We start from the raw sequence: 20,078 nt of genomic DNA, 5'->3' as shown, positions 1-20,078 counted from the left end.
CAACTCCCGATGCAGCGCATAAAATGCTGTAAAGAAAAGCGGAGGTGTGGGTATGCCTGCAATTGTGGGACCGATTTATATTATGAGTTTAGCCGGAGACGCTGCGGCGAGCTTCGGTGACGTGTTTGCCATTTCTCCCAAAGCCGTTGACCACTCAGGCGCGGGGGCAGGGGCGTTTCATTCCGGAGATTTTGTCAAAGTTACTAATAAATTCAGCAAAACGCGCTTTGAAGACATCGATGTGTTTGACGAACCTGATTGGTTTAACGCGTGACAGCCTCCTTTTAGGAGGCTGTCGCTTTTTTGTAGTATAATAGAATCAGTCTTTATAAAAGGGGAATTTTTTATGAAAATCAGAAAAGCGAATATTACCGTGCAGTCCGGAATGATCGGTGATGTATATCTGCATGAAAATAAAAAAGAACAGCATACCCTTGTAGCCGTTCCGGAACTTGAGTGGAGCACGATCATTTCCTATGAGGAAGAGAAAAAGGCGCTGGCGCAGCGGCTTTTACAATCATTCAGCAAGCTGATTGAAGAAGAACCCGCCGGAGAGCTCGCCGGCAAGATCTCCCATTGGGTGGCTGAAATGTAACGAAGCGGTTTACCGCGTCCCGTCCGGGGCGATAATTGTAAAACAAGCTGAGGAGGGACAGGCCGATGAGCGACAAAACGGTTGACCTTTATTTACAGCAGGGGATGTACGGCCCTCTGCAGACGAAACCGGATGAACGCCATTTATTTTTAGGCTCGCTGCGTGAAAGAGTCATCATTGCCCTGACGAAGGGGCAGGTGCTGCAAAAGCAGCCGTATGAAGAAGTGAAACAGGCGCTGAAAAGCCGAAAAGACGCGGTGCTCTATATAAACGGAAGGCTCCCGTATCATGCTTATTCACCATATATGAAGCTTGCCGCACTTGCCGGTGTCCGAAGCTCCGTCATATCGGATCTTCAATTCGAAACGCCGCTCGGCCTGGTTTTTGCCGCCGATTATGCCGTGAACCTTGACGGCATTTACGTACAGGATGACATTTTTCAGCGCTCACTCCTGAAATCTTAAAAGGGCAAAACACCGTTTGTCATTTTACAATGCCAATTCACTTACAAGTGGAGATAGGATATAATGGTTTTCATATGAATGGCGGGGAGGCCGGCTATGAAAAAAGCATTTATATGCATTGATTATACGAATGATTTTGCAGCAGAGAACGGGGCATTAACCTGCGGAGAACCCGCGAGACAGATTGAAGATACGATTGTCAGTTTGACGCAAGCATTTATAGAAAACGGTGATTACGTTGTCTTTGCGGTTGATTCGCATGATGCAGACGATGATTTTCATCCCGAGACACGCCTGTTTCCTCCGCATAATATCAACGGCACGGAGGGCAAAGAGCTGTACGGAAGGCTATCGCCTCTTTATGAGAAACATAAACACGCAAAAAACGTAAATTATATGGAAAAAACGAGATATTCTGCTTTTGCGGGAACGGATTTAGAGCTGAAACTGCGGGAACGGCAGATCACTGAGCTGCATCTTGCGGGCCTGTGCACGGACATCTGCGTTCTTCACACGGCGGTTGACGCCTACAACAAGGGCTTTCAGATCGTCATTCATCAAAACGCTGTGGCCAGCTTTAATCCGGAAGGGCATGAATGGGCCCTGTCCCATTTTAAGAACAGCATCGGAGCGCAAGTGGCAGAGTAAGGAAGGGGAAAACAATTTTGGTGGAGCATGGTTTTAAAGACGACAGTTTGTCTTTACATACAGATCTTTATCAAATTAATATGGCCGAAACGTACTGGAGAGACGGCATTCATGAGAAAAAAGCGATTTTTGAGCTTTTTTTCAGAAAGCTTCCCTTTGAAAACGGCTATGCGGTATTTGCGGGCTTAGAAAAAGCAATCGAATACTTGGAGAACTTCAAATTTACCGACAGCGATCTGAATTATTTAAAAACGGAATTGCACTATGCTGATGATTTCATTGAGTATTTACGGGATCTTTCTTTTACCGGATCTCTTTACAGCATGAAAGAAGGCGAGCTCGTTTTTAACAACGAACCGATTATGCGGGTCGAAGCGCCCCTGATCGAAGCCCAGCTGATTGAGACGGCTCTGCTTAACATTGTGAATTACCAAACATTAATCGCCACGAAAGCAGCCCGCATTAAAGGCGTTGTCGGTGACGAAGACGCCCTCGAATTCGGAACGCGGCGCGCCCATGAAATGGATGCGGCTATGTGGGGAGCGAGAGCGGCTTTGATCGGCGGCTTCAGCGCGACGAGTAATGTAAGAGCCGGAAAGCGTTTTAATATACCGGTATCCGGCACGCACGCTCATGCGCTCGTACAAGCGTACCGCGATGAATATACGGCATTTAAGAAATATGCGGAGACCCACAAAGACTGCGTATTTCTCGTAGATACGTACGATACGATCCGTTCGGGCATGCCGAATGCGATTAAAGTCGCAAAGGAATTCGGCGACCGGATCAACTTCATCGGCATCCGCCTGGATAGCGGGGACTTGGCGTACCTGTCAAAAAAAGCGCGTGAAATGCTTGATGAAGCGGGTTTCACAGACGCAAAGGTCATTGCTTCAAGCGATCTTGATGAGCACACGATATTAAATCTGAAATCGCAAGGAGCGAAAATCGATACGTGGGGCATCGGCACGAAGCTGATTACCGCATACGATCAGCCGGCTCTCGGCGCGGTTTACAAGCTTGTCGCCATTGAAGAGGACGGCAAACTGACCGACACCATTAAAATTTCGTCAAACCCTGAAAAAGTGACAACGCCGGGAAGAAAGAGAGTATACCGGATTATCAACAAGCTGAATCACCACTCGGAAGGTGATTATATCGCGCTTTATGACGAGCGGGTAAATGATCAGAAACGCTTAAAAATGTTCCATCCCGTCCACACGTTCGTCAGCAAATTCGTCACTGATTTCTATGCGAAAGACCTGCATGAGCCGATTTTTGAAAACGGCGTTTTATGCTATGATAATCCCGAAATTACCGACATCCAGCAATACGTGCAGGATAACCTCAAACTTCTGTGGGAGGAATACAAACGGATCAGCAAGCCGGAAGAATATCCGGTCGATTTAAGCGAAGACTGCTGGAGCAACAAGATGCAGCGGATTCATGAAATCAAAAGCGAGCTGAAACGGGAACTTGAATAGAAGACAAAGCGGCCTTTCCTTTCTCTGGAAAGGCCTTTTTGTTGTGATAATATTTTTCACATTTAGACAAATTTCGTCAAGTTATTTGATATACTTATGTTCGAAGGCCGCATCTAAGGGGGTAAATGAATGAAGGTGTTTGTTGCGAGACAGCCTATCTTCAACAGAAACGAACAGGTTGTTGCTTATGAACTTCTTTACCGGGAGAGCGAAGAGAACCGTTATTCGGCCGCTGACGGAGATAAAGCTACGACGGATCTCATTATTAACAGCTTTATCAACATCGGAATCGAAAAGCTGACTGAGGGGAAACGCTGCTTTGTGAATTTTACAGAAAGCCTGATGTTTTCAGATCTCCCTACCTCCTTTGATCCTGACCAGCTTATTATCGAAATTCTTGAGGACATACCGATCACTCCGGCACTCATCTCAAGATGCAGACAGCTGAAGAAATTAGGATATACATTAGCACTTGATGATTTTTACGCCATCAATCCGGAAAATGAAGAGTTAGTGGAACAGCTGATGAAATATATTGATATTTTAAAAATCGATTTTTTGCAATCCTCGCGTCTGGAGCGCAAAAAAATCATTCAGACGTACAGCTGTAAAAGTCTGATTTATTTAGCGGAGAAAGTGGAGACGAGAAAAGATTATAAACAGGCGGCCATAGACGGCTTTCACCTGTTTCAAGGATATTTTTTCAGTGAACCGCGTGTCATCAGCGGAAATGATCTGACGTTTCATTTTCATTCTTACTACCAGCTTTTAAGCGAATTAAACAATGACCAGCCCAATATACAGCGCGTGACGGAATACATAGAGCGGGACGTCAGCTTATCGTATCAGATTCTGCGTTTTTTAAACGGATCGCAAACAAGGCTGAAAAAAAAGATAGACAGCATCCAGCAGGCCATCATGATGCTTGGGCTGAATGAGATTAAGCGCTTGATTTACATTCTTTCATTCAGAGATTTAACGGCGAAAAGCCACTCAAGCCAAAAAGAAATCATTAAGATTTCCTTAATCAGGGCCAAACTGTGCGAACTGCTGGCGAAAAGAACCGGAAGGCCCCAGCCCTCTTCTTACATGCTGATCGGCATGTTTTCGCTCATCGATACGCTTCTCCACAGGGAGCTGGAGGATATCATCAAAGAACTGCCTTTAATCGATGAAGTCGGACAGGCGCTGCTCGGTTATGAAAACGATTATTATAAGATGCTCGCGTTCGTCAAAGCCATTGAATGCAACAACTGGGACTGTGACGAGTGGGGAAAAGAACTGAACAAAGAAGAAGCGTATGAATGTTACTTACAGGCGATCGAATGGTGCCGGCAGCTGATCGTGGATTGAGCCGCTTTAAGCCGACCACCTGAGGGCGATGATAAACCGGCTTTGCTCTCTGACCAGACTGACACGGATGCCGTCGGGATTATACGTCACGTCAAAGTCAGTTTTGATGCCGGTCTGCTTAATGAGCCGCTTGACCGCTGCGGTGTCAGATGATTGCGCTGCGGTGAGGATACGGCGCGCAAGCTCTTTTGACGCCGACAGCCGCGTAAGGAGCAGGCGGGCATCCTCCAGCATGCCCGCAGCCTCTTTTGCGGACGCTGTCAAAATATCTGCGTGAACCGGGGCACTGGGCGCAGGATGCCGGTATGGCGCGGCGAAAACAGGGAAGCATGGATACACATAATGCATACGGCGGCCTCCTTCCTGAGAAAACATTCGTTATATATGAGTATAGGCGGCGTGATAACGAGTTATGACATGCAAAAGACCACAATGCGGGGGTTGCGGTCTTTTCGGTGTTTGTCGGTGGTTATGCGACGCTGTTCGCCCATTCTGTTTTGAAATTGCGACGGCAGGGACTATAGTCCTTGCCGGTTTGTCGGAAAACCGTTAAAAAAACAGCAGAACCGCCAGATTGGTCTGCTTCATCCTAAACGTCTGCCTTTCTGGTAGTTATATAGTCCTGTTCGCTAAATGCTCTGTTCGGGACTATGGGATTACCTCGGTTTGCGGTGTCACGCAGATACTTTTACACATACTTTTCGGTGAAAAATCCCGCAAAAACGTTTACACTATTAGTAACAGATCAAATACCTAGGACTCGTTCACCATACACAATTCATTGATCTTTCAAAAAAAGGAGTGTGGAAACGGTGGAAAACAAATTAGAAGAAGTAAAGCAATTATTATTCCGACTTGAAAATGATATCAGAGAAACAACCGACTCATTACGAAACATTAACAAAAGCATTGATCAGCTCGATAAATTCTCATATGCAATGAAAATTTCTTAAAAAGACTTGGAAACAAGTCTTTTTTTTGTGCATTTTTTATCCATTTCATGGATAAAGTATTATACGATTGTTAAAAAACGAAAAACCTGCTGTCTTTCATCACCTGCATTTAGTAAAATAGAATGGGAGGGTGAAGACAATTATTGAGCAAATGTGTTTAGATGCCAACCAAATCAAGAATAAAATGAAGAGTATAATAGAGCAAAACATATTCAATCAACATTTACTACAGCTTCTTCTTGGGTTTGTTGAATCCAGAAAATATTTAACCTTTGCTGAATCTGCTTTATTGCATTATGAAGTTTTTGGCGGAAGGGATTTTAAGACTGCTGAGAAACTTGCGGCGGGAATTGAAATTCTTACGCTTTCCGCCGATATTATTGATGATCTTGAAGATGAAGATAACAAACAAGCTCTTTGGATGAAGATAGACCGTTCAGAAGCTTTAAGCGCAGCTTTTTCATTATACACAGCAGGGCTGCAGGGGATTAATTCAATTAACATGAATCCTTTTATTCTTTCTTACATACTGAAATATACACAAGACGCTATGCAAGGACAACACGATGATATAATCAATAAGCCAGAGAAAGAAGATGAAAGTTTAGAGGTCATTAGATTAAAATGCGGGAGTCTATTCGCTCTATCCAATGTGGCAGGTACTATGTTAGCAACTGGAAAGTATAATGAAACTGTTGAAACGTATTCCTATTACAAAGGAATGTTTGAACAGATATATAGTGATTATCTGGCTCTTTTCAGCTCTAAACGCAGTGATATTTTAAAAGATAAACACACGTTAATCAACTTGTACCTTAAGAGGCTGTTTAACGAGCCTTCTGAAAAATTGGTTCGTATGTTTTCTCATAGAGAAACACACCTTAAGTTTATATCTGATAAAAACAATTTTATTCAGACATTAACTGATGCAGGTGTTACTCAGTATGTTTCAGTTTTACACCAATTGTATAAGCAAAAATGTGAAAATGCTATAGAGAAACTAAATCTTGAAACCAGTAAAATAGATAAATTGAAAAAATATGTAGTTAATAGGGGGATTGAAGTATAATGCAGGATTTGATCAATTATATATTGAAATATCCGGAAGTGTTAAAAAAATTAAAAGTCAATGAAGCAAGTTTATTAGGCTATGATTCAGGTATTACTCAAATATTAATCAATTCATTTGAAGAATCTTCAATTGTGAAAAACGATGGAAAAATAGAGCAATGGGAAAAAGGATGAATGTTCGGTGGTGTAATATGTGAAAAACTTTATTAAACAATTCACTATTTCAGTCATTATCTTAAGCCTCGTTTATGTTTGCTATGTTTCATATATAAACATAAATGGGATTATAATCGGGACAAAAGTTATTGAAAATAAAAACAAACAATTCCAAGTAATAGAGATGTCAGAAACTACTTACGGGAAATTCGTAGGTTTAGAAAAAGGTGACATCATTCTAAAAATCAACAAAGAAAAACCATCTGCTAAATTTTTAAAAGGAGATAATCTTAGTCATATCAAAAGTTTAGATGTAAGCAGAAATGGAAAGCAAATTCATTTAGATGATTTTGATATTGTTAATTTAGACAAATCCTATAGCTTTTTTGTATTCGTTCTTCCACTTGTGTTTTATTTTTTAAGTATAGTATGTATATTTTACATTCTAAAGGTGAATCAAACAAGAAAATCGTTTGCGGGATACATTTTAATTTTGTTTTTGTTAGATATTTCAATTGCTTATATAAGCGCAGGAGGACCATTTAGAGGACATTCATTTAACAGGTATGTCAATTTGTTCACATTTATAGCTTCTCCTATATTTTATCTTCAGTTCATACAACAATATTTTGAGGAATTAGGAAAGAAGTTTGCAAATCGTCTAATCAATTTCTTATATATATTTCCGATTTTTAATATTATCCTGGAATTTTTCCGTAAGAAATTACCTTTTGAAAACATTATAACAAACCTTAATCTTATCTCGTTTTTTCTCGTTACTCTTTCAGGTTTTGTTCTCGTGTTCTATCACTTATATAAATATAAATATTCAGAGCATGCTTATATTTTGAAAGTTTTAATTCTGACAAATACACTTTCTTTTGCTCCATTTTTACTTTTTTACGTCGCACCTAATATTTTAACTGGTGATTATATATTTCCAGCACTGGCATCAGCCTCATTGCTTGTCCTTATCCCATTTGGATTAGTATATCAGTTTGTTGCAAATAAAATATTTGATATAGAATTTATATTAGGAAGAATGAGGTATTATACTTTACTGGCTGTAATCCCAACGCTAGTTATTGTCGGAGTTTTATCGGTCTGGGCGGGAACAAATGCGCTTCAAATGAATCCTATTAGACAGACTGTTTTCATCTTTATCGTAATGTTTGCTGTATTTTACTTTAAAGAAATAATAGATTTTAAATTTCGGTTAAAACGTTTTTCTGAAAAATTTAATTATCAAGATAGTATATTCAAATATACTCAGCTTATCAGAAGCATAACATCTTTAAAACAAATGTTTAAAGAACTGAAAAAGACGATTCTGGATGTTCTACTTGTCAGTAAAGCTTATGTCTTTGAAGTTACCTCTGAGGGTGACATTTTATATCATGATAAAAAGGATAATGAGCCTGACTGGGAAATGTATTCAAAAGAATTTAAGAAAGTTACTTCAGAGATTGGAAAAATCATTGAGCTAAACCGCGGTTTTTTAATCAAGATAGGAGAACGCGGGGGAAGTTCTTATGTTTTGCTTTGTTTGTCCACTATTAATACACCGAGACTGACACGAGATGAGATTTCATGGCTGAAGACATTGTCTTTCTATACGAGTGTCTCTATGGAAAATGTGATACAGATCGAAGAACTCATGAACCATTTACAAGATCTAAAACAACAAGGCTCAAACCCGGTCTGGCTAAAAAAGCTGATGTTTACGATAGAGGAAAAGCAGCGTTCGGATTTGGCCCGTGATCTGCATGATTCAGTGCTGCAGGACTTGATTTCTTTGAAGCGCCAGTGTGAGCTGTTTCTGGCCGATTTTAAGAAAGAGGAGCCTTGCCAGTTAGAGGTGCAGGACAAGCTTCATCAGATGAATGAGCAGATGTCCGATGTCATTTTGATGACCCGGGAGACGTGCCATGAGCTTCGGCCTCAGCTGCTGTATGATTTGGGCCTGGTCAAGGCGGTATCCAAGCTTGCCGCACAGCAGCAGGAGCGTGCGCCGTTTCATATCCGTCTGAATACGGGCCGGTTTACGGCGGCGCTGGATTTGGATACGCAGCTGAATTTGTACCGCATTATTCAGGAATTTCTTTCGAATGCCATGAAACATTCACAGGCGAATGAGGTGCTGATTATGCTGATCAGCATTCAAAATAAAGTGATTCTGCATTATGAAGACGACGGTGTCGGATGCAATCAGGAAGAAGGCGGCGGGCAGTCGATGAGCATGGGTCTTTCGGGTATTAAGGAGCGCGTCCGTGCGCTTGACGGACGGATGAAAATCGACACAAGTGAAGGAAACGGTTTTAAAGTAGATATTGAAATGGAATTGTAACCAATTTATCACCAAATCGACTTGGCAGAAGCCAAGTCTTTTTAATAAAATGGAAATGAGTGAGTAAAAGGGAGGAAACCATGAAAAAGATACTAGTGATTGATGATCATCCGGCTGTCATGGAGGGCACCAAGACGATTCTGGAAACGGACACGAATCTTTCTGTCGATTGCCTCAGTCCTGATGCCAGTGAACAATTCGTTCTCCGGCATGATTTTTCAGCTTACGATCTCATATTAATGGATTTAAATCTGGGTGATGACATCAGCGGCATAGAGCTTTCCAAGAAAATCTTAAAAGAGAATCCTCTCTGTAAAATCATTGTCTACACAGGCTATGAGGTTGAAGATTATTTTGAAGAATCCATCCGCGCGGGCCTGCATGGCGCCATCAGCAAAACCGAATCTAAAGAGAAAATCATGCAATACATATATCACGTGCTCAACGGACAGATTTTAGTTGATTTCTCCTATTTCAAACAGCTGATGACCCAGCAAAAAACAAAAACGTCTTCTTCCCCTCAAAGTGAGCAGGATCGGTTAACCCCGAGAGAGCGACATATTCTCCAAGAGGTCGAAAAAGGTTTGACCAATCAGGAAATCGCAGATGCGCTTCACTTAAGCAAGCGGTCAATTGAATACAGCCTGACATCCATTTTTAACAAGCTGAATGTCGGCTCCCGAACTGAAGCGGTGCTGATCGCCAAGTCAGATAACGTACTATAAATCTTGAAGGGAGAATGACCTATGAATCTGAACAATACATTGCTCGGCGCACTCGGTATTGAAATCACTGAAAACACGCCGGAGAGATGCGTGGCGGTGATGCCGGTGGATAAGAGGACGGTGCAGCCTTTCGGATATCTGCATGGAGGCGCGTCAGCAGCGCTGGCGGAGACTGTTGCAAGTGTCGGGGCCCAGCATTTTATCGACCGGTCGAACCAGGCGTGTGTCGGGCTTGAGATTAATGCCAATCATTTAAAATCCGTGAAAGAGGGCGGGACGGTCACGGCGATTGCGAAACCCGTTCACACAGGCAGGGCAACCATTGTGTACGAGATTAACATTTTCGATGAACGGGAAAGGCTGATCTGTGTTTCCCGCTGCACACTGGCTGTTATAACAAAATAAACAAACAGCCGGAACCCTGAATCGTCCGGCTGTTTGTTTTTATAAATATGAATCTTCTTTTCGTTTGATCACAAAGTTTCTGATTCCTTTGTAATCATCCTGTACGCTTCTTTTATCAAGCGCCGCTCCCGAATTGTACGCGGCCCTGCATATGAGGTGCGCTCCGACCGGCGCCGTCAGCAGGATAAAAATGATGCCGAGCAGTATTTTTACAGAAATTTCTCCGGTCAGCATCCACAAGTAGCCTAACACCCCGAGCAATACCAAATTAACGCCGAGTGTCGAGCCTTTTGAAGAGGCGTGGGCGCGCGTATACACATCAGGAAGCCTGAGTGTGCCGAAAGACGCGACCAGGCAGATCAGCGATCCCATCAGAATACAAACGGCGACGGCCCATTTAACGATTTCGATCATTTTCGATAATCTCTCCTTTCTCCAAAAACTTAGCAAAGGCAATCGTGCCGATAAACGATAAAATGCCGAGCAGCAGAATGATGTCCAAAAAGGCCGATGTGTTTAAGAGAATGGATACAAGCGCGGTCATGGCAATCAGATTAATGCCGATCCCATCAAGCGCGACGACCCGGTCCGGTATCGTAGGCCCTTTTATGACGCGAATGACGTACAGAAGAGTCGAAACCGCCATAATGCCGAGTGATAATTGCAGAATAAACGTAAACATCAGCGGCTCACCTCCTGAATGGCTTTCTCAAAAGAGACGCGGATGTCATGGATCGCTTTCTCCGCATCTTCAATGTCCATGGCGTGTATATAGAGAATCGACCGGTCATCGGAGATATCCATTACGAGCGTACCCGGTGTTAAAGTGATTAACAGCGAGAGCAGCGTGATCTCCCAATCCTCCGTCAATTCCGTCTTAAACGCGAAAATGCCCGGGCGGATGTTCAGTTTCGGCGATATAACGGTTTTCAGCACGCTGACATTGGCCAAATATAATTCCTTTATAAAGATCAGCGCCAGTTTGATGACTGACCATATTTTCCAAATGTAAAACGGCCGCGAGAAGAAGCGCCGGAAAAAAAACAGCGCCGCCAAGCCCGCGATAAATCCGGTCATAAAACCCGCCGCGCTGAGGCTGTTTGTGAGAAACATCCAGCAAACAGCGAGAAGAACATTTAATAATAGTTGAAAAGCCATGCCATCTACTCCTTCAAAACAGCTTCAATGTATTTTTCCGGATTCAGCAGATTCTCAGCCGTCTGATTGACATACGGTGAAACCCATTCGGTTCCGAGCCCGAACAGAAGCGACAAAAGGAGAAAAGCGGCTGCCGGATAAAGAAGTCCTTTTGCGGACCGTCTGCCGGCGCCCGGGATTTCTTTTTCTTCCCCCCAAAAAGCCGTCGTAAAAACCTTCAGCACGGAATAGAGCACAAGCAGGCTTGATAAGAGAATCAATACGGAAAACAAAGTTTCCCCCTTATCGAACCCGCCTTCCGCGATCTTCAGCTTGCCCATAAATCCGCTGAACGGCGGGATGCCGGCCAGAGATATGGCTGAGATAAAGAACATCCATCCCAAAACGGGATAACGGGTGATCAGTCCGCCCATTTTATGCAGGCTGGCAGTGCCTGTCAATGCGATAAGCGTGCCGGCGAGCATAAACAGCGCTCCTTTAATCAGCATATCGTGAATCAAGTAATAAACCGCTCCTTGAATGGAGGCCGGCGTGTTCATGGCAATGCCGAACAAAATCACGCCGACGGCTGTAATAATATTGTAGATGACGATTTTCATGACATCCGAAAAGGCGATAGATCCGATTACGCCGAATAACACCGTCAGCATCGCAAGCCACATCATCAATTGGTGGGTAAAGCCCGTATCGTGAATAAAGATCAGGGTGAATACTCTTAAAATGGCGTACAGGCCGACTTTCGTCAAAAGAGACCCGAACAGGGCCGAAATCGCAGCCGGCGGGGCGTAATAAGAGCCCGGCATCCAGAAATACAGCGGGAATATCCCGCCCTTTAAACCGAAAACGACGAGAAGAAGGACGCCGATGACGGTGATCAGCCCGGTCTGGCCCGATTCACTTATTTTCACGCTTAGATCAGCCATATTCAGCGTGCCCGTCACCGCATATAAGTAACCGACGCCGATGACAAAAAACGCGGATGACACAATGTTAAACACGATATACTTCAATGATTCTCTTAATTGAATTTTCGTTCCGCCAAGCACGATCAGCATGTAGGACGCGATAAGCAGAAGCTCAAAAAAGACGTACATGTTGAACAGGTCACCCGTCAAAAACGCTCCGCTTACGCCGGCCAGAAGAAACTGCACCCCTGAATAATAGAAAGCGCGCTCCCTTTTTTCTCCGATGGAGCGGAAGGAGTACAGGGTGACGAGCAGCCCGATTATGGCGGTTGTCAAAACAAGCAGTGCGGCAAGCTGATCCGCGGCGAGCACAATGCCGTACGGCGCTTTCCAGCCGCCGAGTGTCAGCGTCTGAATCCCGTGTGTGAAAACCGTCTGAACGAGAGCGGCGCTGATGACGATGGAGACACAGGAAGCGGCAGTGCTGAATACCCGCATCAGCATCACGCGCCTGTTCATAAAAATCAGCAGCACTGCGGCAAGCAGCGGCACCAGAATAGGCAATATCACAAAGTTATTCATGTTGATCATTTCCCCTCATTCGATCCATATCGTCCGTTTTCAGTTCCTGATAGGCGCGAAACGCCATCACAAGCAGGAAGGACGTGACGCCGAACGAAATAACGATCGCCGTCAGTATGAGTGCCTGCGGCAGCGGATCGACAAACGACGTGCTTTTTCCGCCCAGTATGGGAGGAGCGCCTTTTTTCAGTCCGCCCATGGTCAGAAGCAGCAAATGGACGCCGTGGCTTAAAAGCGCGGTGCCGATAATCACGCGCAGCAGACTTTTAGAAAGCAGCAGGTAGGTTGCCGCCATAAACAAAATACCGGCAATGACAGACATTAAGATTTCCATTATTCTTCCTCTCCAATCGTTTGAATAATGGTCATCGTCACGCCGACAACAACGAGATACACACCTAAATCAAACAAAGTGGCCGTCGCAAGCTCCGTATTCCCAAGCACCGGGAGATGAAAATGGCCGAATGTATGGGTGAGAAAGGGTGCTCCGAATAAGAACGAACCTGCACCCGTTGCAATCGCGATAAGCAGACCCGCGCCCGCCACATAAATAAAATTGACGGGCAAAATCGATTTGACGGTTTTTAAATCAAAGGCCAAAAGCAACAGCACGATGGCCGAAGACGTAATCAGTCCGCCGACAAATCCTCCGCCGGGAGCGTTATGCCCCGATAAAAATAAATAGAAAGAGAAAAGCAGAATGATAAAAGATACAAGCTTCGTTGCCGTCTGAAGGATGATGTCGTTTGTGTTTTGCTGTCTCAACGCTCTTCTCCCTCCTCTTTTACTTTTGTTCTGATCATGCCGTAAATCCCGAGTGCGGCAATCGACAGCACCGTGATTTCAAACATCGTATCAAATCCCCTGAAATCAACGAGGATGACATTGACGATATTGTTTCCTCCCCCGAGCTTATGGCTGTAAGCGGTGAAAAAGGAGGAGATGCTGTCTTTTGTTTTTTCGCTGGAAGACGCGATTCCGAGCATTGTCACGATGACGCCGACACCGAGAGAAATGATAAAATTCGTCATCCGGAATGTTCTTGTCTTCTTTTTCCGCCGCATTTTCGGCAGATGGTAAAAACAAAGAAGAAACAAGGCGACGGATATCGTCTCAATGACGAGCTGCGTGAGCGCCAGATCGGGCGCTCTGAAAATCACGAAAAACAGCGCGAGTGTGTACCCGACAACACCGAGTGAGATAATGGCCGTCAGCCGCGATTTGGCGAACACAGTCGCAATCGTTGCGCTCACCATAACGAGGGACAGCACGATTTCATACAGGCCGATTTCAGCCATGCCTTTCGCTGTCATGGAAAAGCCGCCTTTTGTGACGAACGCCGTTCCGATGAGAATGATAAACGCCGCAAAGATATACAGCAGATAATCCCGCAAAAATCCGGTCATATAAGATGACGTCAGCTGGTAAGATCTTTTTTCCATACTGCCCGTCACCGCATCGTAAAGCTTGTTCAGCGTCAGTTTTTTCGGAAACAGACCGTACAAACGCTCCCATTTAGACAGCGTTACGTAACCGATCGTGCCGACAATGATGATGCCGAGGGTCATCATTACCTCAGCCGTCACCCCGTGCCACTGGGAAATTTGGACATGGAATGTATCTCCGCCGGTTAACAGAGCCGGATAAATGGAGTTCATCGCCGGTTCAATCAGGCTGTAAGACAAAACGTTCGGTGCAAAAAACAGACTGACGGCGCAAGCGGCAAGAATGACCGGCGAAATCAGCATGCCGAGCGGTGCTTCATGCGGCGTCTTTTCAAGCTGATCAGGTTTGCGCGCCCCGCTGAACGTTCTGAAAAACAGCTTCATGCTGTAGATGAAAGTGAAGACGCTCCCGATCCATGCGAGAACGGGGAACAGCACGCCCCATGTATCAAGACTGAAAATATCTGCATGAGCAATCCGCAGCATACTTGTAAAGAACATTTCTTTACTTAAAAAGCCGTTAAACGGAGGGAGGCCCGCCATGGAAAACGTTCCGATCAGTGAAACGGTGAACGTTACCGGCATAAGCGCCATCAGTCCGCCGAGCCTGCGGATGTCCCGTGTTCCCGTTTCATGGTCGATAATGCCGACCGCCATAAATAAACTTCCTTTAAAAGTAGCATGGTTAATTAAGTGAAACACAGCCGCGGTGACAGCCGCCGTAAAATACTCTGAATGCTGGTAATGAAGCGCGGCGGCTCCTGCGCCGAGCATCGATACAATCATACCGAGCTGGCTGACTGTGGAAAATGCCAGAATCGCTTTTAAATCGGTTTGTTTCATCGCATTAAAGGAAGCCCATACCATCGTGATCAGACCGACTGAGGCAACCGTCCAAAACCAGACGGGTGAAAATGCAAAAACCGGACTGAATCTGGCAATCAGATAAATGCCCGCTTTCACCATTGTAGCCGAGTGCAGATAGGCGCTGACAGGAGTCGGCGCCTCCATGGCATCAGGCAGCCAGATATAAAACGGAAACTGCGCTGATTTCGTAAAGGCTCCCAATAACAGGAGAACCATCGCCGGAATAAAGAATGGATGGCCTGCGATAATATGCACCTGGTTGACCATTTCCCTGATACTGAAAGAATCCGTCATCAGATACAGCAGGATAAAGCCGCCGAGCATGCACAGCCCGCCGCCGACGGTAATCAGCAGTGACTTTTCCGCCCCGTAGCGTGATTTCTTCCGCTTATGCCAATACCCGATTAATAAGAAGGATGACAGGCTTGTCAGCTCCCAGAACATATAAAGCACGATGACGTTATCGACGAGCACAACGCCGAGCATCGCGCCCATAAACATCAGCAGGTACACATAAAAGGGGCCGAGCTTTTCTTTGTCCTTCGATAAGTAAAAAATACTGTAAAGCGTCACTAAAGAGCCGATGCCCGTAATCAATAAAGCGAATAACAGCCCGAGTCCGTCAAGATAAACGGTATAGTTAATACCGAGGGACGGAATCCATTCGGCCGCATACCGGACGGTTTCCCCAGCCATTGTTACAGGGAGCTTGCTGATAAAGTAAACAAACAGCACAACGGGCACTATCAGCACAAACCAGCCTGTATGGACTTGTTTTACCCGTTTATAAAGAAAGGGAACGATAAATGCAAATAAAAAAGGCGCCAAAATCGCGAAATGTAACAGCTGCAACAGAAGACCTCCTTTGCTTGTTTTTTCATCAAGCAACTGCTTTATGTAAGAGTGAATCAATCAATTCACGGTCATAGGACCCAGTACAAATTATATCGCACTTTTTTTTACCCTGCTACGGCATAATGTATTCCTCTCTGTGTTTTTGTGGTCTTTTGAACCCAAAATAAATTTATCAAATATCCTGATCTTTGTATATACATTTATCTTTCAGATCAAGCTTTTAAAAAAGGAGCTGGTCAGATGAAGAGAAAGGCGGCGGCCTGTATTGGAATATTTTGTTCTATTATTGCAGGAACATTCATAGCGGACGATTTCTGCAAAACGCGGCAGCAGACGGAGGCAGATAATTGGGAGCGTTTTTTTCTCGGTGCGGAATACGCGGAAGACAAGCTGAGTGCGGCTGAATCAATGCAAACACCGTTTCAGCCGCGTGAGTATATCAGAATCGTATATAGATGAAAAGAGTTCCGGCACCAGGGTGCGGAACTCTTTTTTTTGTGGCAATCAGCGTTTTCCTTTAATGTAAGGGATGCCGTTGGCTTTAGGCGCATCCGCGCGGCCGATGAAGCCGGCAAGCGCGAGAATGGTCAGAATGTAAGGAGCCATCAGCATGTATACATTCGGAATGTCTTTGAACAGGGGCAAAAGCGAGCCGATAATGCTCAAACTCTGTGCAAACCCGAAGAACAGCGCAGCCCCGAGCGCGCCGATCGGATGCCATTTGCCGAAAACCAGCGCGGCGAGAGCGATAAAGCCTTGTCCGGAAATGGTGGAGTGCGTGAAATCAAGCGCGATCGTGGAAGCATATACACCGCCGCCGAGCCCGCCGAACAGCCCGCTGATCATGACGCCGATATAGCGCATGCCGAACACGTTGATTCCCATCGTATCGGCCGCCATCGGATGTTCCCCGACAGAACGGATGCGGAGGCCGAACGGCGTTTTGAATAAAATAAACCAGGAAACAAAGGCCAGTACGATGGCTAAAATCGACGTATAATATACGTCAGAAAAGAAAATCTTTCCTAAAACCGGAATATCGCTTAACCCGGGAATGTTCGTTTTGTAAAAGGGCTCCGGGATTTTATCAGTCTGGGCCTTTCCGTAGATCAGCTTGACGATAAACAGTGTCGCTCCTAATGCGAGCATATTGATCGCCACACCGGTTACCGTCTGATCGGCGCGGAAAGAAACCGCGGCGGCCGCGTGGATCAGTGAGAACAGTCCGCCGGCAATCATAGCCGCAGCCAAGGCGAGCCACGGAGCGGCGGCGCCAAGCTCGCGTCCGAAAAATAAGTTGAACATGACGCTTGTAAAGGCGCCGATAATCATCAGTCCTTCAAGACCGATGTTGACAACCCCAGATCTTTCAGAAAACACACCGCCGAGAGCAGTTAAAATAAGCGGAGCCGCATATACGAGTGTTGCCGGGACAATAATGGATAAAATCTGCAGGAAGTCCACTTACTTCGCCCCCTTTTTCTTCAATTTATCAAGGATGAGACGGATGGCGTAGCTTGATGCCACAAACAAAATAATAATGGCGATGACGATGTCAACGACTTCAGAAGGCACCCCGGATTCAATCGGCATATTTAATGCCCCGACTTTAAGGCCGCCGAGAAGACATGCCGCCAGAACAACGCCGATTGCCGTGCTGCCGCCGAGAAGCGCAACCGCAATGCCGTCGAAGCCGACGCCGGTAAAGGCGCCCTTAACCGCCGCGTATTGAAAGGTTCCGAGTCCTTCCATCGCGCCGGCAAGCCCCGCGAAGGCGCCGGAAATCATCATGGCGTACATCATATTTTTTCTGACGCTCATTCCGGCGTATTGTGCGGCGTGCTGGTTAAAGCCGACAGCCCGGAATTCAAATCCGCTTTTTGTTTTATGAATGATAAACCACATGAGGACTGCCGCAAACAGAGCGATCAGAATGCCCCAGTGAAGGCGGGAGTAATCTGTCAGCTGCTCTAAAAACGGCGAGCGGAGCGACGCGCTTTCATGAATTTTGTCTGTTTTGTCCCGGTGGTCCGTCATGACATCGGAAATGAGATAATTGGTTAAATGAAGAGCGATATAATTCATCATGATCGTGACAATCACTTCGTGGACAAAAAAACGGGCTTTTAAAAATCCGGGAATCAGGCCCCAAATGCCGCCCGCAGCCGCAGCCGCCAATAACGAAAGCGGAAGGTGGATGTAAGAGGGGGCGTCAAAGGAAGCGCCGACCCACACCGCGGCGGTCCAGCCGACAAGGAGCTGTCCTTCAACCCCGATATTAAACAGGCCGGTCCGAAATGCGAATGCCACGGCCAATCCGGACAAAATATATGGCGTAATCTGCCGGATCGATTCCCCGATGTAATACACTTCACCGAAAATGCCGCTCCAAAGAGCCGAATACCCGCTTACGACATTATAGCCGCTGGCGAGCATGATGACCGCACCCGCAGCTAATCCAAGGATGATCGCAATCAGCGGCACAGCCAGATGAGAAAGTCGATTAATCATGTGTTTTCCCCGCCTCCATTTGCTTACTTCCCGCCATTAAAAGTCCGAGCTCCTGCTCGTTTGTTTCAAGCGGATTGACGTTTGCGATGATGCTGCCTTCAAAGATGACGGCGATGCGATCGCTGAGATTCATTATTTCATCAAGTTCAAAAGATAACAGAAGCACCGCTTTACCGGCGTCACGCTGCTCAATGATCTTTTTATGGACGAATTCAATCGCGCCGACATCGAGTCCCCGCGTCGGCTGGGCCGCAATTAAAAGATCCGGATTTCTGTCCACTTCCCGGCCGATAATGGCCTTTTGCTGATTCCCCCCGGAGAGAGCGCGCGCAGGCGTATATTCATCAGGTGTTCTGACATCGTATTCTTCAATCAGGCTTCGCGCTTTGTCATAAATCGTGTGTTTATTTAATATGCCGAAAGAAGAGTAGGGCTTTTGGTAATAACTTTGCAGCACGATATTTTCTCCGATCGGAAAATCAAGGACGAGCCCGTGTTTATGCCTGTCCTGCGGAATATGCCCGATGCCGGCTTCAGTGACTTTCCTGGGCGGCATGTTTTGCAGCTGTTTGCCGTTTAACGTGATCGTGCCGGCATTCGTTTTTCTGAGACCTGTAATGGCTTCAATTAATTCAGACTGGCCGTTTCCGTCAACGCCCGCAATGCCGACGATTTCACCGGATCTGACTGAGAGGGAGAGCTGTTTGACCGCCTCAACGCCGCGCGCGTCCTTAACCGTTACATCAGAAAGTGAAAGCACTTCTTGTTTCGGATCGGCCGCTTGTTTATCCGTCTTGAATGACACTTCGCGTCCGACCATAAGGCTTGCCAGTTCATCTTGATCCGTATGTGCGACATCGAGTGTTGTAATGCCTTTTCCTTTCCGGATAATGGTGACACGGTCGCAGACTTCCATAATCTCTTTTAATTTGTGGGTGATGAGGATGATTGATTTTCCTTCATTGACAAGATTTTTCATAATCTGAATCAGTTCTTGAATTTCGTGCGGGGTCAGCACCGCGGTCGGCTCGTCAAAAATGAGAATGTCGGCGCCCCGGTAGAGGGTCTTTAATATTTCCGCCCGCTGCTGCATACCGACGGAAATATCGGCAACTTTGGCTTCAGGATCAATGTGCAGGCCGTAACGGTCGGAAATATCGCGCACGTCCCGGGCGGCGCGCTGTCTGTCAATTCGGCCGAAAGTTTTCGGCTCTTTTCCGAGAATGATATTTTCTGAGACGGTAAAGGTATCCACAAGCATAAAATGCTGGTGCACCATCCCGATGCCGAGATCGTTGGCTCTGTTCGGGCTGTTGATGTGAACGCGTTCGCCCCGCACCAGGATCTCGCCTTTTTCCGGCTGATACAGGCCGAATAAAACGTTCATGAGTGTCGATTTTCCGGCGCCGTTTTCACCGAGAAGGGCATGTATTTCGCCTTTTTTCACTTGAAGCGTGACGTCATCATTGGCGACGATTCCGGGAAACTCCTTGCGTATATTAAGCATTTCAATGATATAATCCACCGATTTGACGCTCCTTTTCAGAGATACTT

At 45.7% G+C, this 20,078-nt stretch carries 24 protein-coding genes; 13 read left to right on the top strand and 11 right to left on the bottom strand.

Translation table 11 applies throughout. The features are described from left to right. The first annotated feature begins 52 nt into the window (after positions 1 to 52). The 6 genes from V7728_RS00405 to V7728_RS00380 all read left to right on the top strand — a co-directional run bounded on the left by V7728_RS00405 (position 53) and on the right by V7728_RS00380 (position 4,544). On the top strand, positions 53 to 274 hold the full coding sequence (locus tag V7728_RS00405) for a spore germination protein (RefSeq protein ID WP_007408682.1): 222 nt from the start codon (positions 53 to 55) through the stop codon (positions 272 to 274). A 72-nt stretch (positions 275 to 346) separates the two neighbouring features. After that, positions 347 to 595 carry a YueH family protein gene (locus V7728_RS00400; RefSeq protein WP_003152028.1) on the top strand — a complete coding sequence of 83 codons (249 nt, stop codon included), beginning with the start codon at positions 347 to 349 and terminating at the stop codon, positions 593 to 595. A gap of 65 nt (positions 596 to 660) precedes the next feature. Next, positions 661 to 1,059: a YueI family protein gene (locus V7728_RS00395; protein WP_003152031.1), complete on the top strand. Its 399-nt coding sequence runs from the start codon at positions 661 to 663 to the stop codon at positions 1,057 to 1,059. A 96-nt stretch (positions 1,060 to 1,155) separates the two neighbouring features. Beyond that, positions 1,156 to 1,707, top strand: a complete 552-nt coding sequence (locus tag V7728_RS00390) for a cysteine hydrolase family protein (RefSeq protein WP_003152033.1) — start codon at positions 1,156 to 1,158, stop codon at positions 1,705 to 1,707. Positions 1,708 to 1,724: 17 nt separating this feature from the next. After that, a complete protein-coding gene (locus tag V7728_RS00385) occupies positions 1,725 to 3,191 on the top strand; it encodes a nicotinate phosphoribosyltransferase (RefSeq protein ID WP_020954301.1) in 1,467 nt (488 codons plus the stop codon). A gap of 129 nt (positions 3,192 to 3,320) precedes the next feature. Then, complete coding sequence (locus V7728_RS00380; protein WP_007408678.1) at positions 3,321 to 4,544, top strand: EAL and HDOD domain-containing protein; 1,224 nt, start codon at positions 3,321 to 3,323, stop codon at positions 4,542 to 4,544. 6 nt (positions 4,545 to 4,550) lie between these two features. Here V7728_RS00380 and V7728_RS00375 read toward each other — a convergent pair whose 3' ends face one another. Beyond that, positions 4,551 to 4,892, bottom strand: a complete 342-nt coding sequence (locus tag V7728_RS00375) for a hypothetical protein (RefSeq protein ID WP_099567054.1) — start codon at positions 4,890 to 4,892, stop codon at positions 4,551 to 4,553. Between the two features lie 464 nt (positions 4,893 to 5,356). Here V7728_RS00375 and degQ point away from each other — a divergent pair, with 464 nt between their 5' ends. From degQ to V7728_RS00345, 6 genes are all read left to right on the top strand, one after another. Beyond that, positions 5,357 to 5,497, top strand: coding sequence for a degradation enzyme regulation protein DegQ (gene degQ, locus V7728_RS00370; RefSeq protein ID WP_003152043.1), 141 nt, complete (start codon positions 5,357 to 5,359; stop codon positions 5,495 to 5,497). Positions 5,498 to 5,681: 184 nt separating this feature from the next. Beyond that, a complete protein-coding gene (locus V7728_RS00365; RefSeq protein WP_032865221.1) occupies positions 5,682 to 6,566 on the top strand; it encodes a polyprenyl synthetase family protein in 885 nt (294 codons plus the stop codon). Next, positions 6,566 to 6,742, top strand: a complete 177-nt coding sequence (locus V7728_RS00360; protein WP_007408675.1) for a competence pheromone ComX — start codon at positions 6,566 to 6,568, stop codon at positions 6,740 to 6,742. The genes V7728_RS00365 and V7728_RS00360 overlap by 1 nt, the downstream gene beginning before the upstream one ends. Positions 6,743 to 6,761: 19 nt before the next feature. Continuing rightward, a complete protein-coding gene (locus tag V7728_RS00355; protein WP_099567053.1) occupies positions 6,762 to 9,071 on the top strand; it encodes a sensor histidine kinase in 2,310 nt (769 codons plus the stop codon). Positions 9,072 to 9,151: 80 nt separating this feature from the next. Beyond that, complete coding sequence (locus V7728_RS00350) at positions 9,152 to 9,796, top strand: response regulator transcription factor (RefSeq protein ID WP_003152052.1); 645 nt, start codon at positions 9,152 to 9,154, stop codon at positions 9,794 to 9,796. Between the two features lie 21 nt (positions 9,797 to 9,817). After that, complete coding sequence (locus V7728_RS00345) at positions 9,818 to 10,201, top strand: hotdog fold thioesterase (protein ID WP_012118312.1); 384 nt, start codon at positions 9,818 to 9,820, stop codon at positions 10,199 to 10,201. A gap of 39 nt (positions 10,202 to 10,240) precedes the next feature. Here the strand turns inward: V7728_RS00345 and mnhG are convergent, their stop codons facing one another. From mnhG to V7728_RS00310, 7 genes are read right to left on the bottom strand one after another with little or no spacing between them, the layout of a single operon-like run. Next, complete coding sequence (gene mnhG, locus V7728_RS00340; RefSeq protein WP_003152056.1) at positions 10,241 to 10,615, bottom strand: monovalent cation/H(+) antiporter subunit G; 375 nt, start codon at positions 10,613 to 10,615, stop codon at positions 10,241 to 10,243. Beyond that, positions 10,599 to 10,883, bottom strand: a complete 285-nt coding sequence (locus V7728_RS00335; RefSeq protein ID WP_012118311.1) for a Na(+)/H(+) antiporter subunit F1 — start codon at positions 10,881 to 10,883, stop codon at positions 10,599 to 10,601. Before V7728_RS00335 ends, mnhG begins: the two co-directional genes overlap by 17 nt. After that, positions 10,883 to 11,359, bottom strand: a complete 477-nt coding sequence (locus V7728_RS00330; protein ID WP_007408672.1) for a Na+/H+ antiporter subunit E — start codon at positions 11,357 to 11,359, stop codon at positions 10,883 to 10,885. Before V7728_RS00330 ends, V7728_RS00335 begins: the two co-directional genes overlap by 1 nt. 5 nt (positions 11,360 to 11,364) lie before the next feature. Then, positions 11,365 to 12,846 carry a Na+/H+ antiporter subunit D gene (locus tag V7728_RS00325; protein ID WP_099567052.1) on the bottom strand — a complete coding sequence of 494 codons (1,482 nt, stop codon included), beginning with the start codon at positions 12,844 to 12,846 and terminating at the stop codon, positions 11,365 to 11,367. Then, a complete protein-coding gene (locus tag V7728_RS00320; RefSeq protein ID WP_003152063.1) occupies positions 12,839 to 13,180 on the bottom strand; it encodes a Na(+)/H(+) antiporter subunit C in 342 nt (113 codons plus the stop codon). Before V7728_RS00320 ends, V7728_RS00325 begins: the two co-directional genes overlap by 8 nt. Continuing rightward, entirely contained in the window at positions 13,180 to 13,611 is a 432-nt protein-coding gene (locus V7728_RS00315; RefSeq protein WP_007408670.1) for a Na(+)/H(+) antiporter subunit B, read from the bottom strand. The genes V7728_RS00320 and V7728_RS00315 overlap by 1 nt, the downstream gene beginning before the upstream one ends. Next, positions 13,608 to 16,010 carry a Na+/H+ antiporter subunit A gene (locus V7728_RS00310; protein WP_099567051.1) on the bottom strand — a complete coding sequence of 801 codons (2,403 nt, stop codon included), beginning with the start codon at positions 16,008 to 16,010 and terminating at the stop codon, positions 13,608 to 13,610. Before V7728_RS00310 ends, V7728_RS00315 begins: the two co-directional genes overlap by 4 nt. Before the next feature lie 243 nt (positions 16,011 to 16,253). Between V7728_RS00310 and V7728_RS00305 the strand changes: the two genes are divergently transcribed. After that, positions 16,254 to 16,472, top strand: a complete 219-nt coding sequence (locus V7728_RS00305; protein WP_007408668.1) for a hypothetical protein — start codon at positions 16,254 to 16,256, stop codon at positions 16,470 to 16,472. A gap of 45 nt (positions 16,473 to 16,517) precedes the next feature. On the opposite strand, the gene nupQ is transcribed toward V7728_RS00305, so the two are convergent. The 3 genes from nupQ to V7728_RS00290 are packed head-to-tail and all read right to left on the bottom strand — an operon-like array spanning position 16,518 to position 20,049. Continuing rightward, complete coding sequence (nupQ, locus tag V7728_RS00300) at positions 16,518 to 17,477, bottom strand: guanosine ABC transporter permease NupQ (RefSeq protein WP_003152071.1); 960 nt, start codon at positions 17,475 to 17,477, stop codon at positions 16,518 to 16,520. Next, positions 17,478 to 18,524: an ABC transporter permease gene (locus V7728_RS00295; RefSeq protein ID WP_099567050.1), complete on the bottom strand. Its 1,047-nt coding sequence runs from the start codon at positions 18,522 to 18,524 to the stop codon at positions 17,478 to 17,480. Beyond that, a complete protein-coding gene (locus tag V7728_RS00290) occupies positions 18,517 to 20,049 on the bottom strand; it encodes an ABC transporter ATP-binding protein (RefSeq protein WP_099567049.1) in 1,533 nt (510 codons plus the stop codon). The genes V7728_RS00295 and V7728_RS00290 overlap by 8 nt, the downstream gene beginning before the upstream one ends. Between the last annotated feature and the right edge of the window lie 29 nt (positions 20,050 to 20,078).

This window comes from Bacillus sp. JHAA (assembly GCF_036961585.1).
Lineage (GTDB): Bacteria > Bacillota > Bacilli > Bacillales > Bacillaceae > Bacillus > Bacillus velezensis.
This window is presented reverse-complemented; position numbering and strand designations above follow the sequence as displayed.

Bases quoted from the DNA above. Each gene is read 5' to 3' on its own strand.
- V7728_RS00405 (WP_007408682.1), top strand. From the start codon at position 53: ATGCCTGCAATTGTGGGACCGATTTATATTATGAGTTTAGCCGGAGAC.
- V7728_RS00400 (WP_003152028.1), top strand. From the start codon at position 347: ATGAAAATCAGAAAAGCGAATATTACCGTGCAGTCCGGAATGATCGGT.
- V7728_RS00395 (WP_003152031.1), top strand. From the start codon at position 661: ATGAGCGACAAAACGGTTGACCTTTATTTACAGCAGGGGATGTACGGC.
- V7728_RS00390 (WP_003152033.1), top strand. From the start codon at position 1,156: ATGAAAAAAGCATTTATATGCATTGATTATACGAATGATTTTGCAGCA.
- V7728_RS00380 (WP_007408678.1), top strand. From the start codon at position 3,321: ATGAAGGTGTTTGTTGCGAGACAGCCTATCTTCAACAGAAACGAACAG.
- V7728_RS00375 (WP_099567054.1), bottom strand. From the start codon at position 4,892: ATGCATTATGTGTATCCATGCTTCCCTGTTTTCGCCGCGCCATACCGG.
- V7728_RS00365 (WP_032865221.1), top strand. From the start codon at position 5,682: ATGAAGAGTATAATAGAGCAAAACATATTCAATCAACATTTACTACAG.
- V7728_RS00360 (WP_007408675.1), top strand. From the start codon at position 6,566: ATGCAGGATTTGATCAATTATATATTGAAATATCCGGAAGTGTTAAAA.
- V7728_RS00350 (WP_003152052.1), top strand. From the start codon at position 9,152: ATGAAAAAGATACTAGTGATTGATGATCATCCGGCTGTCATGGAGGGC.
- V7728_RS00345 (WP_012118312.1), top strand. From the start codon at position 9,818: ATGAATCTGAACAATACATTGCTCGGCGCACTCGGTATTGAAATCACT.
- mnhG (WP_003152056.1), bottom strand. From the start codon at position 10,615: ATGATCGAAATCGTTAAATGGGCCGTCGCCGTTTGTATTCTGATGGGA.
- V7728_RS00335 (WP_012118311.1), bottom strand. From the start codon at position 10,883: ATGTTTACGTTTATTCTGCAATTATCACTCGGCATTATGGCGGTTTCG.
- V7728_RS00330 (WP_007408672.1), bottom strand. From the start codon at position 11,359: ATGGCTTTTCAACTATTATTAAATGTTCTTCTCGCTGTTTGCTGGATG.
- V7728_RS00325 (WP_099567052.1), bottom strand. From the start codon at position 12,846: ATGAATAACTTTGTGATATTGCCTATTCTGGTGCCGCTGCTTGCCGCA.
- V7728_RS00320 (WP_003152063.1), bottom strand. From the start codon at position 13,180: ATGGAAATCTTAATGTCTGTCATTGCCGGTATTTTGTTTATGGCGGCA.
- V7728_RS00305 (WP_007408668.1), top strand. From the start codon at position 16,254: ATGAAGAGAAAGGCGGCGGCCTGTATTGGAATATTTTGTTCTATTATT.
- V7728_RS00295 (WP_099567050.1), bottom strand. From the start codon at position 18,524: ATGATTAATCGACTTTCTCATCTGGCTGTGCCGCTGATTGCGATCATC.